Raw genomic sequence first — 14,366 nt, forward strand, 5'->3', positions numbered from 1 at the left:
CCCGTAAACTCAGCGGGGTGGACACGACGACAGCGGACCCTCTCGTCGGACGGCTGCTCGATGGGCGTTATCGCATCGAGTCCCGGATCGCGCGGGGCGGTATGGCGACCGTCTACCTGGCGCTCGACGTCCGGCTTGACCGCACGGTCGCGCTGAAGGTCATGCATCGCTCGCTCGCCGAGGACCCGGCGTTCGTGCGGCGGTTCATCGGCGAGGCCAAGTCTGTGGCCAGCCTCTCGCACCCCAACGTGGTGCACGTCTTCGACCAGGGCACCGACGGTGACGTGGTCTATCTGTCGATGGAGTACGTCCCCGGCAAGACGCTCCGCGACACCCTGCGCGACCGGGGCAGGCTGCCCGCCCGCGAGGCGCTGGAGATCATGATACCGGTGCTCGCGGCCTTGGGCGCGGCCCATCAGGCCGGCATGGTGCACCGCGACGTCAAGCCCGAGAACGTCCTGCTCACCGACGACGGCCGGGTCAAGGTGGTGGACTTCGGCCTGGCCCGAGCGATCGAGGCGACCAACCAGACCCGCACCGGCGTGATGATCGGCACGATCGGCTACATGTCGCCCGAGCAGGTCATGACCGGCGGCGCCGACGTGCGCAGCGACGTCTACGCGGCGGGCATCATGCTGTTCGAGCTGGTGACCGGCGAGCAGCCCTACGACGGCGAGACGCCGATGTCGGTGGCCTACCGCCACGTCCATGACACCGTGCCGCCGCCGTCCTCCGTGGTGCCGGAGGTGCCACCGCTGATCGACACGCTGGTGACGCACGCCACGGCCCGCTCCCCCGACGACCGTCCCGCCGACGCGACCGCGATGCTGGTGGCGGCCGTCGACGCGCACCGCATGCTGCCCCGTACGACGACGCCGCCCACGCACGCGGGGGCGTCCGGCGTGCGCTCCATGCCCCACTCGATGCCGAGCGCCGGCCCCGCCACCGCGCCGCACGCGATGACGCAGGTGGTGCCGAACCACACGATGATCCAGCCGCGCGAGGAGCTGCCCGCGCGGCGCGCCGGTTTCAAGCCCAACTGGTTCCTGGTCGCGCTCGCCGCGGTCATGGTGGTGGCGGTGGCGCTGACGGGCTGGTACTTCTCGCAGACCACGTATGTGCCGGTGCCCGACCTGGTCGGCAGTGACCTGGCGGTTGCCCAGAAGGCCGCCTCCGCCCAGGGCTTCCAGGTGAAGACGGCGCCCGGCCAGCATGACGAGAAGGTGGCCGAGGGCCTCGTACTGAGGACCGACCCGGGACGCAACGTCGAGGTCGAACGGGGCGCGGCCCTCACGCTGGTGCCCTCGCTGGGCCCGAAGCGGGTGCTGGTGCCCAACGTCGAGGGCATGACCGAGCCCGAGGCCCGCACCGCGATCGGCAAGGCCGGGCTCGACGTCAACCGCGTCAGCCGGCAGGCCAACCAGGAGATCGACCGCGGCAAGGTGATCCGCACCTCGCCCGACGTGGGCGAGAAGGTCAAGGAGAACTCGAAGGTCAACCTCTACGTCAGCGCGGGGCTCGTGATGCCCGACGTCAGCGGCATGCCCAAGGACGAGGCGGCCAGCTACCTCGGCACCCAGGGCTTCCAGGTGCAGGTCAACGAGGTCGACGACCGGGCCGAGCCGTGCACGGTGATCGCGCAGGCGCCCAAGGCCAAGGCCGAGGTCAACAAGGGCGCGCAGGCCATGATCACGGTGGCCCGGTGCCAGACCGACTTCTGGGACTGGTTCGGCGGTGACAACGAGGACAACGAGGCGCGTGACGACCAGGAGTTCCAGCTCGTCCCGTCGGTGGTGGGCAAGAACGTCAACGACGCCAGGAACGAGTTACAGGGGCTCGGCTTCAAGGTGCAGATCCGCAAGCTCACGAAGGATGGAGTCGTACGGTTCCAGCGCCCGGCGGGCAACAGCGAGCGGCCGCCCGGCGCGGTGGTCGTCCTCTGGCAGTAACCCGGCAATCGTCCTCTGGCAGTGACCCGACGGCCGGGCGGCGGCCAGGCGAGGGCCGTCAGGCGAGGTTGCCGTGCAGCCGGACCCTTGCCAGCCCCCCGTCGGGATAGATGTCGACGCGCACCCGCGTGACCGGCCCGGCGTGCTCCAGACGGAACCGGTGCGGGGTGTCGGGCTGCAGCCGCGTCCTGGCCAGCAGCTCGACCTCACGGTCACCGTCGTAGCCGGTCAGTGACACCCAGCCGGGCGCGTTGAACAGCAGGTTCGTGGTGTCGATCTCGGCCAGCCGGATGACGCCGCGCGCGGCGAGCCGGATGACCAGCCATTCGTTCCCGGCCTCGCGCCGCCGCGCGGTCTCCCAGCCCTCCGCCTGGTGGCGGGCCAGGCCGGGGGCCAGGACGTTGTCGGGCGCCGAGTAGAACTCGTTGGAGCAGGCGATGACCCGCCCCCCGTTCGCCAGGGCGGCCAGGTCGAGGCTGAGCCCGTCGTAGAGGGACAGGTCCGGCCGTACCTCGCCGTGCACGCGCAGCCGGGCGATCCCGCCGTCGGGATACATGTTCAGCCGGACGTGCGTGTAACGGGAGTCGTCGGTCACCTCGAAAGCGTGCTCGGCGTCCCCCTTGAGGTCGCTCCTCGGCACGATCTCCACCCAGTCAGCTTCGGCGAGCTCGGCGGGCGACGGGTAGCCGTCCACGGCTACGGCCTCGACCGAGGCGTGGGGCGGGTAGTTGCCCTTGAACCAGGCCGTGTCGATCACCACGCCGCGGACGACCCCCGGCAGGCCGAGCCGGACGATCGCCCAGTCGTGGCCGGGCTCGCGCCGGCGCCGGGTCTCCCAGCCGTCGTAGACCTGGCCCTTGCTGCCGAACGTCTCCGCCTGGAAGCCGGGGCGTCCCGGCCGGATCAGGCTCTCCTTCTCGGCGAAGGACTCGTCGCTGGCGGCGACCACCGAGCCGCCGAGGCTGCGCAGGGCGAGGTCGGGCAGGTCGGTGAAGCCGGGCATCTACTGCTCTCCCAACAGGAAGGCTCCGTGCGGAACGCCGTCGGTGGGCCGACCGCGGAGCCAGGTGGTAAGGACGGCGCCCTTGAGGAGGTGGCCGTGGTAGGGCGTCACCGGGTTCTTGTGGTGGAGCCGGGCCGCGTCGACCGGGTTGACGGCCGTGGCATCGAAAGCCACCAGATCAGCATCGTTGCCCACCGTTATCGCGCCTTTCCCAGAAATATGGGCCATAGCGGCTGGTTGGGTGGACATCCAGCGCACCACGTCGGCCAGCCCGTGACCGCGGCGCGACGCCTCGGTCCACACGGCCGGCAGGCCGAGCTGGAGCGAGGCGATGCCGCCCCAGGCCGCCGCGAACGAGGGCACCTTGAGGTCGGCCGGTGCGGGCGAGTGGTCGGAGACGACGCAGCTCAGCACGCCGCTCGCCAGCCCGTCCCAGAGCCGGTCGCGGTTGGCGGCGGAGCGGATCGGCGGGCAGCACTTGTAGGCGGTCTCGCCCTCGGGCACCTGTTCGGCGGCCAGGGTCAGGTAGTGGGGACAGGTCTCGGCGGTGACGCGTACCCCCTCGGCCTGGGCGGCGGCCAGCGGCTCCAGGCAGTCGGCGCTGGAGACGTGCAGGATATGCGCCCGGGCGCCGGTCTCCCTGGCCAGCCGGATCACCTGCTCGACCGCGCTGCGCTCGGCCGCGCCCGGCCGGGAGTCCACGAACTCGCGGTACGTCGGGCCCGCCGGCTCGGCCAGCAACGCCGGGTCCTCGGCGTGTACGACCATGAGGCCGTCGAACCCGGCGAGCTCCGTGAGCGCCTGGCGTACCTCCGAAGGGCTGAGCGGCGGGAACTCCTCCACGCCCGACGGCGACAGGAAGCACTTGAAACCGTGGACCCCGCGGTCGTGCAGGGGGCGCAGGTCCTTGACGTTGCCGGGGATCGCGCCGCCCCAGAAGCCGACGTCCACGTGACACTGCCCGTCGGCGGCGCGCAGCTTGGCGTCGAGCGCGTCCACGGTGACGGTGGGCGGGAGCGAGTTGAGCGGCATGTCCACGATCGTGGTGACCCCGCCGGCGGCGGCCGCCCTGGTGGCCGAGGCGAACCCCTCCCAGTGCGTACGGCCCGGCTCGTTGACGTGCACGTGGGTGTCGACCAGGCCGGGCAGCAGCGCGAGGTCACGCAGGTCGATGTCCTCGGCCGCCTCGATGGCCTCACCGTACGAGCCGACCGCGGCGATCCGGCCGTCACGGACGGCCACCGAGGCGGCCCGCTCACCGTCGGGCGTGACGGTCCTGCGCGATCGAACCACGAGGTCATAGCCGCTCATATCAACTCCGGTCAGAGGCGGTCGGCGGCGAGCTTGGCGGCCAGGCGTTCGAGGAGCGCGGCGGCGTCGGCCATGCAGCGGGCCGGGTCGGGCTCCAGGTCGGTGAGGGCGTAGGCGGCCTCGATGCCGGCCGCCCGGAGCTCGGCGTCGGACAGGGTACGGCGACCGCACACGGCGACCACCGGCACGCCCGCCCGGGCGGCCGCCTGGGCGACGCCGACAGGGGCCTTGCCGCGCAGCGACTGCTCATCCAGCGAGCCCTCGCCGGTGATCACCAGACGGGCTCCCTTGACGTGCTCACCGAACCCGAGCAGGTCGAGCAGGTAGTCGATGCCCGGCTGAACCTCGGCGTGCAGGAACGCCAGCGCCGCGAACCCCACGCCACCCGCGGCCCCCGCGCCCGGAGCCCCGGCGACGCCCATCGGGCGGGGCATGTCGTCGTGCTCGACGGCGCCCGCGAGACCGTGTGTACGAGTGGCGACGGCGGCGAGGCGGCCGAGCGCCCGGTCCAGGACCGGCACGTCCTCCAGGGTCGCGCCCTTCTGCGGACCGTAGACCGCCGCGGCGCCGTGCGGACCGAGGAGCGGGTTGTCGACGTCGCTGGCCACCACTACCTCAATGCCCGACATATCCGTGAAACCGGAGATGTCGATGCGGTCGAGCCTGCCCAGGGCGGCTCCGCCGTACTCGAGCTCGTCGCCCTGAGCGTCGAGGAAGCGGGCGCCGAGCGCCTGCGCCATGCCCGCGCCCCCGTCGGTGCAGGCGCTGCCGCCCAGGCCCAGCACGACGCGCTTGGCGCCCTGGCGGATCGCGTCGGCGATGAGCTCGCCGGTGCCGTAGCTCGTGGCGGTGAGCGGCTCGAGCCCGCCGGGAAGGCGGCGCAGGCCGGACGCCTCGGCGAGCTCGACGACGGCGGTGTCTCCGCGCCGCGCGTACGAAGCCTGGACGGGCTCGCCCGTGGGCCCGGTGACCTGGCGGGAGACGCGCGTGAAGCCACAGGCCACGACCGCGTCCACGGTGCCGTCTCCCCCGTCGGCCACCGGCAGCTCTATCGCCGGAACGCCCAGCCCCGCCGACACATGGGCCGCCACCTCGGCGGCGGTCAGCGACCCCTTGAACTTGTCGGGGGCAACGAGCACATGCTCAACCACTACGAACTCCCACACGGTGACGAACGGCGAACGGCCCCGCCTCCGGGGAGACGCGACGATTCATCATCACATCCCGGCGGATGACGCCTCGAACTGGCGTCCGGTGCGTGATTCTCGACAGACGGGCATGGTCACCGGTGGATCTCCTTGGCGGCGGTGATGCCATGCTTCTCGGCCAGCCTGATCAGGCGGCGGTGGGCCTCAACCCCCGCGCGGCCGACGGCGTCATGGGCGACTGTCCTGAGCTCGTCGTCCTCGACGACCGTCTCGCCGCCGACCAGCAGCCGGGCCAGCGGCGGCTGGCGGGTGGCGAAGACCAGGCGGCAGACCGGGTCGGTCACCGCCGAGGCGAACGGCCCGTCCACCCGCCACAGCGCGATGTCCGCGAGCTTGCCCGCCTCCAGCGTGCCCAGTTCGCCCTCACGGCCGAGGTTGCGGGCTCCGCCGAGCGTGGCGAGTTCGAGGGCCTGCCGGGCGGTCAGTGCGCCCGAACCGTACACGGCTCGCTGGAACAGCAGTGCCTGCCGCATCTCGCCGGACAGCGTGGTCAGCTCCGAGGAGGCGCTGCCGTCCACGCCGAGGCCGACGTTCGCGCCGCGGCGGAGCATCTCCGAGACCCTGGCGATCCCGGCGCCGAGCCGGCCGTTCGAGGAGGGGCAGTGCGCGGAGCCGGTGCCGGTGGCGGCGAGCTTGCCGATGTCGGAGTCGCTGAGGTGCACCGCGTGCGCGAACCAGACGTCGGGGCCGAGCCAGCCGAGCTTGTCCATGTACTCGACGGGCCGCATGCCGAACTGCGCGCGGCAGTGCTCCTCCTCGTCCAGCGTCTCGGCCAGGTGGGTGTGCAGGCGGACTCCCCGGTCGCGGGCGAGGGCGGCGGCCTCGGTCATCAGCTCACCGCTCACCGAGAACGGCGAGCAGGGCGCCACCGCGATCCGCAGCTTCGAGGAGAACGACGGGTCGTGGTAGACGTCGACGGCCTCGGCGGTGGCGGCGAGGATCTCGTCGAGCCGCTCGACGACGACGTCCGGGGGCAGGCCGCCCTGCGACTCGCCCCTGTCCATGGAGCCGCGTGCCGGGTGGAAGCGGATGCCCAGCTCGCGCGCCGCCTCGATCTCGGCGGCGAGCAGGTCGCCGCGGCCCTTGGGGAAGACGTAGTGGTGGTCGCTGGAGGTGGTGCAGCCGGACAGGGCCAGGTGGCCGAGCCCCGCCCCGGCCGCGCCCCTGACGACCTCGGCGTCCATGGCGGCCCACACGGGGTAGAGGGTCACCAGCCACTCGAACAGGGTCGCGTCCTGGGCCAGGCCCTGCGAGGCCCACTGGTAGAGGTGGTGGTGGGTGTTGACCAGGCCGGGCGTGGCCAGGCAGCCGGTGCCGTCGATCCGGGTGGCCGGCGGGGTGGCGGGCGCATCGGCCATGGGGCCGAGGCCGGTGATCAGATCACCCTCGATACGGATATATCCGGACTCGACCTCCGGCCCGGCAACAGGCGCGATGTAGACGTTGTCGATCTGCACAGAGCCGGGCTGCGTCGGAGAGGTCACCTGGTCACCGCCTTTCGCTCCGCCGCCAGCCGTACCGCGTCCAGGATCTTCTCGTAGCCGGTGCAGCGGCACAGGTTCCCCGCGAGGGCCTCGCGGATCTCCGCGTCGGACGGCCGGTCGACGCGCTCGAGCAGGTCGTGCGTCTGCACGATCAGACCGGGCGTGCAGAAGCCGCACTGTACGGCGCCGCTCTCGACGAACGCCTCCTGCACGGGATCGAGGCGGTCGCCGTCGGCCAGGCCCTCGACGGTACGCACCTGGCGGCCCTCGGCCTGCCCGGCGGCGACCAGGCAGGCGCAGACCGGCGTACCGTCGAGGTAGACCGTGCACGATCCGCATTCGCCCTGCTCGCAGGCGTTCTTGGAGCCGGGCAGGCCGACCCGTTCGCGCAGCACGTACAGGAGGCTCTCGCCCTCCCACACGTCGTCGGCGCACTCCTCGCGGCCGTTGACAGTGAAGGTGACGCGCATCAGGCGGCCCTCCTTCCTCGGTAGTCGTTCCAGGCCCAGGTCAGCGTGCGGCGGGCCATCACGCCGATGGCGTGCCTGCGGTAGTCGGCGGTGCCGCGCACGTCGTCGATCGGCGAGGCGGCCTGAGCGCACAGCTCGCCGAACCGCTTCAGCACGGCGGGGTCGAGCCGGGCGTTCCAGTCGAGCTCGCGGCGCAGGAACTCCTCGGCCTCCAGCGCCCTGCGCGGCGTGGGCGCGGCCGATCCGAGGCCGGTGCCGACCCGCCTCTCCCCGGGATGCAGCGCGACCGCGAACGAGCACACCGCGATGACCATGGCGTTGCGGGTGCCGACCTTGGAGAAGTATTGGGGGCCGGTGGCGGGTTCGAGGTGGACGGCCCTGATCAGCTCGTCCGGCCGCAGCGCGGACCGCTTGACGCCAAGGTAGAACTCGTGCGCGGGGATCATCCTGACGCCGCCGTCGCGCGACTCCACCTCGATCACCGCCCCGGCGGCCAGCAGCGGCGGGTGGCTGTCCCCGGCGGGCGAGGCCGCGCCGAGGTTCCCGCCGACCGAGCCGCGGTTGCGGATCTGCGGCGAGCCGACCGTCCGCGACGCCTGCGCCAGTCCCGGCAGCGGGCCGCCGAGCTCCTCGATGATCGTGGTGTACGGCACGGCGGCCCCCACCCGGTAGCGGCCGTCCTCCAGGGACCAGGTACGCAACTCGGGCACGCGGGTCAGGTCCAGCAGCGCCTCCGGCCGTCGCGCGTCGAAGTTGATCTCGACCATCACGTCGGTGCCACCCTGGATGGGCACGGCCCCGGGCCGGTCCGCCTTGGCGGCCAGCGCCTCGTCCCATGTCGTGGGGCGCAGGAATTCCATCGTTCTACTCCCAGGCGAATGCGGCGTCAGGGGCGTCCTCGCGCAGTACGCCGCCCTCGATCAGGCCATAGGGGCGGTCGGCCGCGAAGTAGACCTCGTTGTCGTTGTCCAGGCCGAACGGCGAGAGATCCACCAGGAAGTGGTGCTTGTTCGGCATCGCGAACCTGATCTCGCAGACCTCGCCTCGGGTGTCCAGTACCCGTTTTCCCATCGCGTACAGCGTCTGCTGCAGCGACAGGCTGTGCGTGTCGGCGAACGTCTCAAGCAGGCAGCGCCGGACCTCCTCGTACGACTTGCCGTACGCGGACCCTTCTGAAGCGTGGCGCCACCGGGCGGCGACGGCGGTGGCGAGGACGCGGTCGGTGGTCGGCGGCAGCGTGGTGTACTCGTCCTGGATGTAGCCGTGGAACTCCGAGCCCGTCGAGTTGAGCACGACCAGGTCCTTCAGGCCGGAGACCACGGTGGTGCGGCCGTCCCGGTCATGGTGGACGACACAGGTGCGCACCTCGCCGCCCTTGCGCGCGAACGAGTGCGGCCGGTCGCCGCCGATCCGCTCCCAGGCATACTCCTCGATCTCCACCCTGGCGTGGTCGATCGACGGCTGCGACGCGACGTAGTGCCTGGCCAGCAGCAGCGCGAAGTCCTCGATCTGGTCGACGCCGTGCTTCTTGGCGAAGGCGTAGACGGTGTTCTTCTGCGAGTCGGTCGGCAGCACGGTGGCGTTGTCGCCGGTCAGGTGGACTGCCGTCATGTCGCCGGAGAGTGAGGAGCTGACGCTCAGGTCCTTGAGGTGGTGGACGTCGCCCTCCCGGACGACACGGACGAGCCTGGTCTCCGCCTTGCCGTAGCGGTTGGGCCCCAGGATGACGTCGGGCACGTTCTAGCTCCCTCGGTAGGTGGAGTAGGCGAACGGGCTGAGCAGCAGCGGCACGTGATAGTGCGCGGCCGGGTCCGTCACGGTGAAGGTGATGACGACCTCGGGGTAGAACGTGTCGGCCAGGTAGGCGCCGGTGTCGAAGACCACCCGGTGGACGCCGGCGCCGGGGTTCCAGCCCTTGATCCGGCCGTCGGCGTCGGTGCGGCCGTCGGCCACGACCTGGCCCTCGTACTCCAGCCGTACGGCCACTCCCGCCGCGGGGCGGCCGGTGACGGCGTTCAGGACGTGCGTGGAGAAGCTCATCAGGACCCCTCCAGCAGCTTGACCAGCCGCAGCCTGGTGATCTTGGCCAGCTCGTCGCGAACGGTGGCGCGTTCGGTCTCCTCGTCGTGGAGCAGGCGTTCGCGCAGCCTGGCCAGCATCTCCGCGCCCGTCAGGCCGGTGGCGCAGATCAGGTAGACGTGGCCGAAACGGTCCTCGTAGGCCCGGTTGCCCTCGGCCAGCTCGGCGCGCGTGTCGTCCTCCACGCCCGACTGCTCCTGCCTGGACCAGGCGCTCTCGGCGCGCTCCCCGATCCTGGGGTGGGCGCTGAGCGCTTCGAGTACGTCGGGCCAGGCCAGGTCGCGTACGGCCGCGTCCGCGGCGGCGGCGAGGCGGTCCGGGTCACTGTAGGGGCGCCGGGTCGCGACGGACCTGGCGAAGGCGCGGGAGGCGCAGCAGGCGAGCAGCTCCGCCTCGATGTCCTCCCGGGCGTTGAACCCGGCCAGACCGGTGAGCGTGTTGGGCATAGCAGCAGTACACACACCCGCCTGGTGCCCGGTCCATCCGCAAGAACTCTCAAGTGGCCCAGCGGTTGGCTAGGACTTTTCGTGTCATGCTCCAAGCTCGCCGCATATCCCGTCCGGCCGGCCCGCTCCGCCGCCCGCCTAAACTGTTAGGCATCATGACCCCAACCTCTCTCATCGGCGGGCACGTCTCCGTCGCGGGCGGCCTGGCGACGGGCGGTCTCGCGTACATGGCCGAGATCGGCGCCGAGATGATCCAGGTGTTCGTCACCAACCCGCGCGCCTGGGCGCTCACGCCGGGCAAGCCCGAAGAGGACGCCGCGCTGGCCGCCTCGGGTGTCGATACCTTCGTGCATGTGCCCTACCTGGCCAACTTCGGCTCCCCCAACCCCGAGACGGTGGCCGGCACCATCGCGCTCGTCCGCTACACGCTGCGCCGCGGCGCCGAGGTCGGCGCCAAGGGAGTCGTGGTGCACACGGGCTCGGCGGTGACGCAGCCGCGCGACGACGCGATGCGCCAGCTGCGCGAGCACCTGTTGCCGCTGCTCGACGAGATCCCCGAGGGCGGCCCCGACCTGCTGCTGGAGCCGATGGCGGGCCAGGGGGCGATGCTCTGCGCCACGATGCAGGATCTGGAGCCCTACCTGGCGGCGCTCGACTGGCACCCGCGGGCCGGCATCTGCCTCGACACCTGCCACGCGTTCTCGGCCGGGCACGACCTGGTCGCGGCGAGCGGGGTCAAGGAGACGTTCGACGCGCTGCACGCGATCGCGCCGGGGCGGCTGAAGCTGATCCACGCCAACGACTCCAAGGACGTGTGCGGCTCGAAGAAGGACCGCCACGAGAACATCGGCGCGGGGCACATCGGCGCCCAGCCGTTCGCCGACCTGATGCGGCACCCAGCCGTGGCGGGCGTACCGATCTGCATCGAGACGCCGGGGAAGGCCGACAAGCACCGCGAGGACATCGCCACCCTCAAGAAGCTCCGCGACGAGCCGTAGCTCTGCGCCAGGCCCAGCTGAGCGTTGGTGCACGTGAGTCGGCCCTGTTGGGCCTTGGCGCACGTGTCGGGACGCCCGCTCTCGCGATCCGGCCACCCCCGTAAGCCGGATCGCGGTCCTTTCCGCGGCCACAGCGGGCGTCCCACACGTGCTCGGCAGGCGGGCCCTGCCCCCCGGTAGAGGGCCCGACAGCCGTGGTGACCTGCGCGGTCACCGGAGGATCCGACGCATCAGACTAATCAGCGAGCCTTTCGGCTCGTCCCCCCCGATGCGCCGGGTGGCTTCCGATGCGCAAACACTACGGTCGCGATCTTGCGGGCGAACCCCCGTTTACGGACAGCTCGTCGAACGGTCTGTAGTCATCGCCATACGGAGCGTGCTGGTACGACGAACGGCGGTTCCGGCACGACGAACGGTCACTTCCGCGGCCCCGCGATCCCGGACACGACGGCCGTCCGGACGCCACAGAGCCACGCGACCCGGTGTGACCAGGGAACTCGCCACCATCACGGAGAAATCGCCCGGCGCGGCGAACCGCGCGGGCGGCCGTTCACACTCCCCGCGTTCACGCCCACCCCACCCGGGAAACGGGCGGCACAACGGGTCGGTGACGGGCTAGGAAATGGCGCCGCGATGCTGGCGTACCAGCTGCTCGCGCACCTGGCGGCTGTGCCGCCTGCTCACCTGGAGCGTCTGGGTGCCGACGGTCAGCATCACCCTGCCGCCCTCGAACCTGAGCTCGCTCACGTGCCTGGCGGAGACGAGGGTGCTGCGGTGCACCCGGATGAACCCCGCGTCGGCCCAGCGCCGCTCCAGCGCCGCCAGGGACATGCGGACGAGGTAGCTGCCGTCGACCGTGTGCAGGCGTACGTAGTCGCCCTTCGCCTCGGCGTACCAGACCGCCTGCTGCGGGACGAACCTGGTGATCCCGCTCAGCTCAACCGGGATCACGTCGTCGAGGGCCGGCTCGGCGGGCGGCGCCACGGCCACCTCCAGCCTGCGCACCGCCTCGGCCAGCCGCTCGGCCCGGACCGGTTTCAGCAGGTAGTCGACGGCCTCCAGCTCGAACGCCCGCACCGCGCAATCCTCGTGCGCCGTGACGAACACCAGCCTGGGCGGGCTGGGGAATCCGCCGACGAGCTTGGCCAGGTCGAGCCCGTCGATGCCGGGCATCCGGATGTCGAGGAACACCCCGTCGAGCCGCTCGCCGGTCCCGATCATCTGGACCATCTCCTGCAGGGCCGCGACGCCGTCGCTCGCGGTCGTGACCCGTTCCACTCTGGCGTCCTTGCGCAGCAAGTAGGCCAGTTCTTCCAAAGCGGGCACCTCATCGTCGACGGCCAGCACACGCAGCATGACCACCACGCTGCCTTAATAACGCTGAGGTCACAACCCACTTGCGCACGCAGCGCGAATAATTGACTACAGAGAGCTGAGGCGCGACTTGGGCACGCGGAGCCGCACGGTGGTGCCCGAGCCCAGCGCCGTCTCCACCACCAGCCCGTAGCCGTCGCCGTAGATCTGGCGCATCCGCACGTCCACGTTGGCCAGGCCGATGCCGTTGCCCTCGCGCCTCGGGTCGTCGTCGAGCACCCGCCTGACGTGCTCCGGATCCATGCCGGTGCCGTCGTCCTCGACAGTGATGTGCGCCTCCGGCCCGGCGTCGCGAGCCACCACGCGGACCTGCCCGACACCGCCGCGGCTGCCCATGCCGTGCTTGATCGCGTTCTCCACCAGCGGTTGCAGGCACAGGAACGGCACCGGCACCGGCAGCACCTCCGGCGCCACCTGCACGCTGAAGCGCAGCCGGTCGCCGAAACGCGCCCGCTCCAGCAGCAGGTAGCGGTCGACGCAGGTCAGCTCGTCGGCCAGGGTGGTGAAGTCATGCGCCCGGCGCAGCGCGTAACGGGCGAAGTCGGCGAAGTCCAGCAGCAGCTCCCGGGCCCGCGCCGGATCGGTGCGGACGAACGAGGCGATCGTGGTCAGCGCGTTGTAGATGAAGTGCGGCGAGATCTGCGCCCGCAGGGCGCGCATCTCCGCCTCCAGCGCGCGCCGCCGCGAGGTGTCGAGCTCGGCCAGCTCCAGCTGGCCCGACACCCACCGGCCGACCTCGGTGACAGTGCGCACCAGCGCCGCGCTCACCTCCTGGTCGAAGGCCGCCAGCGTGCCGACGAGCTTGCCGTCGACGAGCAGCGGCACCACGACCGCGCCGTACGGCTCCCCGGCGAACACCTGCGGCCGCCCGGACGCCAGCGCGGTGCGCGCGTAGGTGAGCACCTCGTCGGTGCACGGGCCGTCCCAGGCCAGCGCCGCCTCGGTCGAAGTGATCGCGACGGCGTAGGTGCCGAGCAGGGCGTGCAGATGGCGTACCGCCTTGCGAGCCGAGTCGCGGTTCAGCCCGGCGCGCAGCGAGGGTGCCGCCAGGGCCGCGATGTGCAGCGCCGTGTAGGTCGCCTCGTCCCTCCAGTCACCCGCGGGAGGCCCGGACGGCTCGCGCGGCTCCCGGCGTCCCCGCGGCACCAGGGCGACGACGTAGCCGAGGACGAAGGTCAGGCAGGACAGCACCACGCACGCGGTGGTCGACATGCGGGCAACCGTAGCCAACAACGGACCGTGTTCGGGCGGAAACCCTACGGAGGGCCCTCCCCGGGTTCTTCCTGGTAGGAGTAGCGTTGCTCGCGCCAGGGATCGGCCACGTTGTGGTAGCCGCGTTCCTCCCAGAAGCCTCGGCGATCTTCGAGGAGATACTCGATGGCCCGCACCCATTTGACGCTTTTCCAGGCGTACAGATGGGGCACGACGGCGCGTACGGGGAAGCCCCGGTCGGCGCTGATCGGCTTGTCGTCCAGCTCCATGGCGAACAGCGTGTCCGAGGCGATGAAGTCGGACATCCGGAGATTGGCGCTGTAGCCGTACTCGGCCCAGATCATCACGTGCCGCACGCCCGGGTCGGGCGGGGCCGCCGCGACGATCGTCGCCGGGCTGACGCCCCGCCACTCGTTGCCCATGATCGAGAACTTGGTGACGCAGTGGAAATCCGCGATGACGCCGGTGCGGGGCAGGCTCTCGAACTCCGGCCAGGTGAAGCGGTGTTCCTCGCCCGAGGCGGTGGCTCCGAAGACACGGAAGTCCCAGCTCTCGGGCCGGAACTGCGGCACCCTGCCGTAGTGGATCACCGGCCGGCCGCGCGGGACGTACTGGCCCGGAGGCAGCCGCGATTCCTCCACGTACACTCCCCTCGCCGGTTTCCGTGGTCTTGGGCCATCCTGCCATCGGCCTGTGTCTGCCTTGCGCGCGGGTGCGGTGCGCTACGATGGCGACTATGCGTAAAGCGTTCGTGTTTTGGTATGGCGACGGACCCGTGTCCGTTCGCCACCTGACGCTGCGCTAGCAGACAGGCGAACGAAAGGCCCCGGGT

The 14,366-nt window shown here is 71.4% G+C and carries 14 protein-coding genes; 2 read left to right on the forward strand and 12 right to left on the reverse strand.

Translation table 11 applies throughout. From position 1 onward, the window contains the following. The first annotated feature begins 17 nt into the window (after positions 1-17). Positions 18-1,949, forward strand: coding sequence for a Stk1 family PASTA domain-containing Ser/Thr kinase (pknB, locus tag AB0J16_RS14085; RefSeq protein ID WP_358538446.1), 1,932 nt, complete (start codon positions 18-20; stop codon positions 1,947-1,949). Positions 1,950-2,007: 58 nt separating this feature from the next. On the opposite strand, the gene alc is transcribed toward pknB, so the two are convergent. The 9 genes from alc to uraD all read right to left on the reverse strand — a co-directional run bounded on the left by alc (position 2,008) and on the right by uraD (position 9,950). Beyond that, a complete protein-coding gene (alc, locus tag AB0J16_RS14090) occupies positions 2,008-2,952 on the reverse strand; it encodes an allantoicase (RefSeq protein WP_358538449.1) in 945 nt (314 codons plus the stop codon). Beyond that, complete coding sequence (allB, locus tag AB0J16_RS14095) at positions 2,953-4,263, reverse strand: allantoinase AllB (RefSeq protein ID WP_358538451.1); 1,311 nt, start codon at positions 4,261-4,263, stop codon at positions 2,953-2,955. Positions 4,264-4,274: 11 nt separating this feature from the next. After that, positions 4,275-5,414, reverse strand: coding sequence for a glycerate kinase (locus tag AB0J16_RS14100; protein ID WP_358538453.1), 1,140 nt, complete (start codon positions 5,412-5,414; stop codon positions 4,275-4,277). A gap of 131 nt (positions 5,415-5,545) precedes the next feature. Beyond that, positions 5,546-6,955, reverse strand: coding sequence for an 8-oxoguanine deaminase (locus tag AB0J16_RS14105; RefSeq protein WP_358538455.1), 1,410 nt, complete (start codon positions 6,953-6,955; stop codon positions 5,546-5,548). Next, positions 6,952-7,425 (reverse strand): (2Fe-2S)-binding protein, encoded by a 474-nt coding sequence (locus AB0J16_RS14110; protein WP_358538458.1) that lies wholly within the window; start codon positions 7,423-7,425, stop codon positions 6,952-6,954. The genes AB0J16_RS14105 and AB0J16_RS14110 overlap by 4 nt, the downstream gene beginning before the upstream one ends. Then, complete coding sequence (locus tag AB0J16_RS14115; protein WP_358538461.1) at positions 7,425-8,285, reverse strand: xanthine dehydrogenase family protein subunit M; 861 nt, start codon at positions 8,283-8,285, stop codon at positions 7,425-7,427. The genes AB0J16_RS14110 and AB0J16_RS14115 overlap by 1 nt, the downstream gene beginning before the upstream one ends. Positions 8,286-8,289: 4 nt before the next feature. After that, on the reverse strand, positions 8,290-9,162 hold the full coding sequence (gene pucL / locus AB0J16_RS14120; protein WP_358538464.1) for a factor-independent urate hydroxylase: 873 nt from the start codon (positions 9,160-9,162) through the stop codon (positions 8,290-8,292). A gap of 3 nt (positions 9,163-9,165) precedes the next feature. Beyond that, the gene (gene uraH / locus AB0J16_RS14125; protein WP_358538853.1) at positions 9,166-9,468 is read right to left on the reverse strand and encodes a hydroxyisourate hydrolase; all 303 of its coding nucleotides are present in this window, start codon (positions 9,466-9,468) and stop codon (positions 9,166-9,168) included. Then, positions 9,465-9,950 (reverse strand): 2-oxo-4-hydroxy-4-carboxy-5-ureidoimidazoline decarboxylase, encoded by a 486-nt coding sequence (gene uraD / locus AB0J16_RS14130; RefSeq protein ID WP_358538467.1) that lies wholly within the window; start codon positions 9,948-9,950, stop codon positions 9,465-9,467. Before uraD ends, uraH begins: the two co-directional genes overlap by 4 nt. A gap of 155 nt (positions 9,951-10,105) precedes the next feature. On the opposite strand from uraD, the gene AB0J16_RS14135 reads away from it, so the two are divergent. Continuing rightward, positions 10,106-10,948: a deoxyribonuclease IV gene (locus AB0J16_RS14135; RefSeq protein ID WP_358538470.1), complete on the forward strand. Its 843-nt coding sequence runs from the start codon at positions 10,106-10,108 to the stop codon at positions 10,946-10,948. Between the two features lie 615 nt (positions 10,949-11,563). Here the strand turns inward: AB0J16_RS14135 and AB0J16_RS14140 are convergent. The 3 genes from AB0J16_RS14140 to AB0J16_RS14150 all read right to left on the reverse strand — a co-directional run bounded on the left by AB0J16_RS14140 (position 11,564) and on the right by AB0J16_RS14150 (position 14,175). Continuing rightward, positions 11,564-12,304, reverse strand: coding sequence for a LytTR family DNA-binding domain-containing protein (locus tag AB0J16_RS14140; protein ID WP_357946337.1), 741 nt, complete (start codon positions 12,302-12,304; stop codon positions 11,564-11,566). A gap of 66 nt (positions 12,305-12,370) precedes the next feature. Next, on the reverse strand, positions 12,371-13,534 hold the full coding sequence (locus AB0J16_RS14145; protein WP_358538472.1) for a histidine kinase: 1,164 nt from the start codon (positions 13,532-13,534) through the stop codon (positions 12,371-12,373). A 44-nt stretch (positions 13,535-13,578) separates the two neighbouring features. Then, positions 13,579-14,175, reverse strand: coding sequence for a sulfite oxidase-like oxidoreductase (locus tag AB0J16_RS14150; RefSeq protein ID WP_358538475.1), 597 nt, complete (start codon positions 14,173-14,175; stop codon positions 13,579-13,581). Between the last annotated feature and the right edge of the window lie 191 nt (positions 14,176-14,366).

Source organism: Nonomuraea sp. NPDC049750 (genome assembly GCF_040659625.1).
GTDB lineage: Bacteria > Actinomycetota > Actinomycetes > Streptosporangiales > Streptosporangiaceae > Nonomuraea.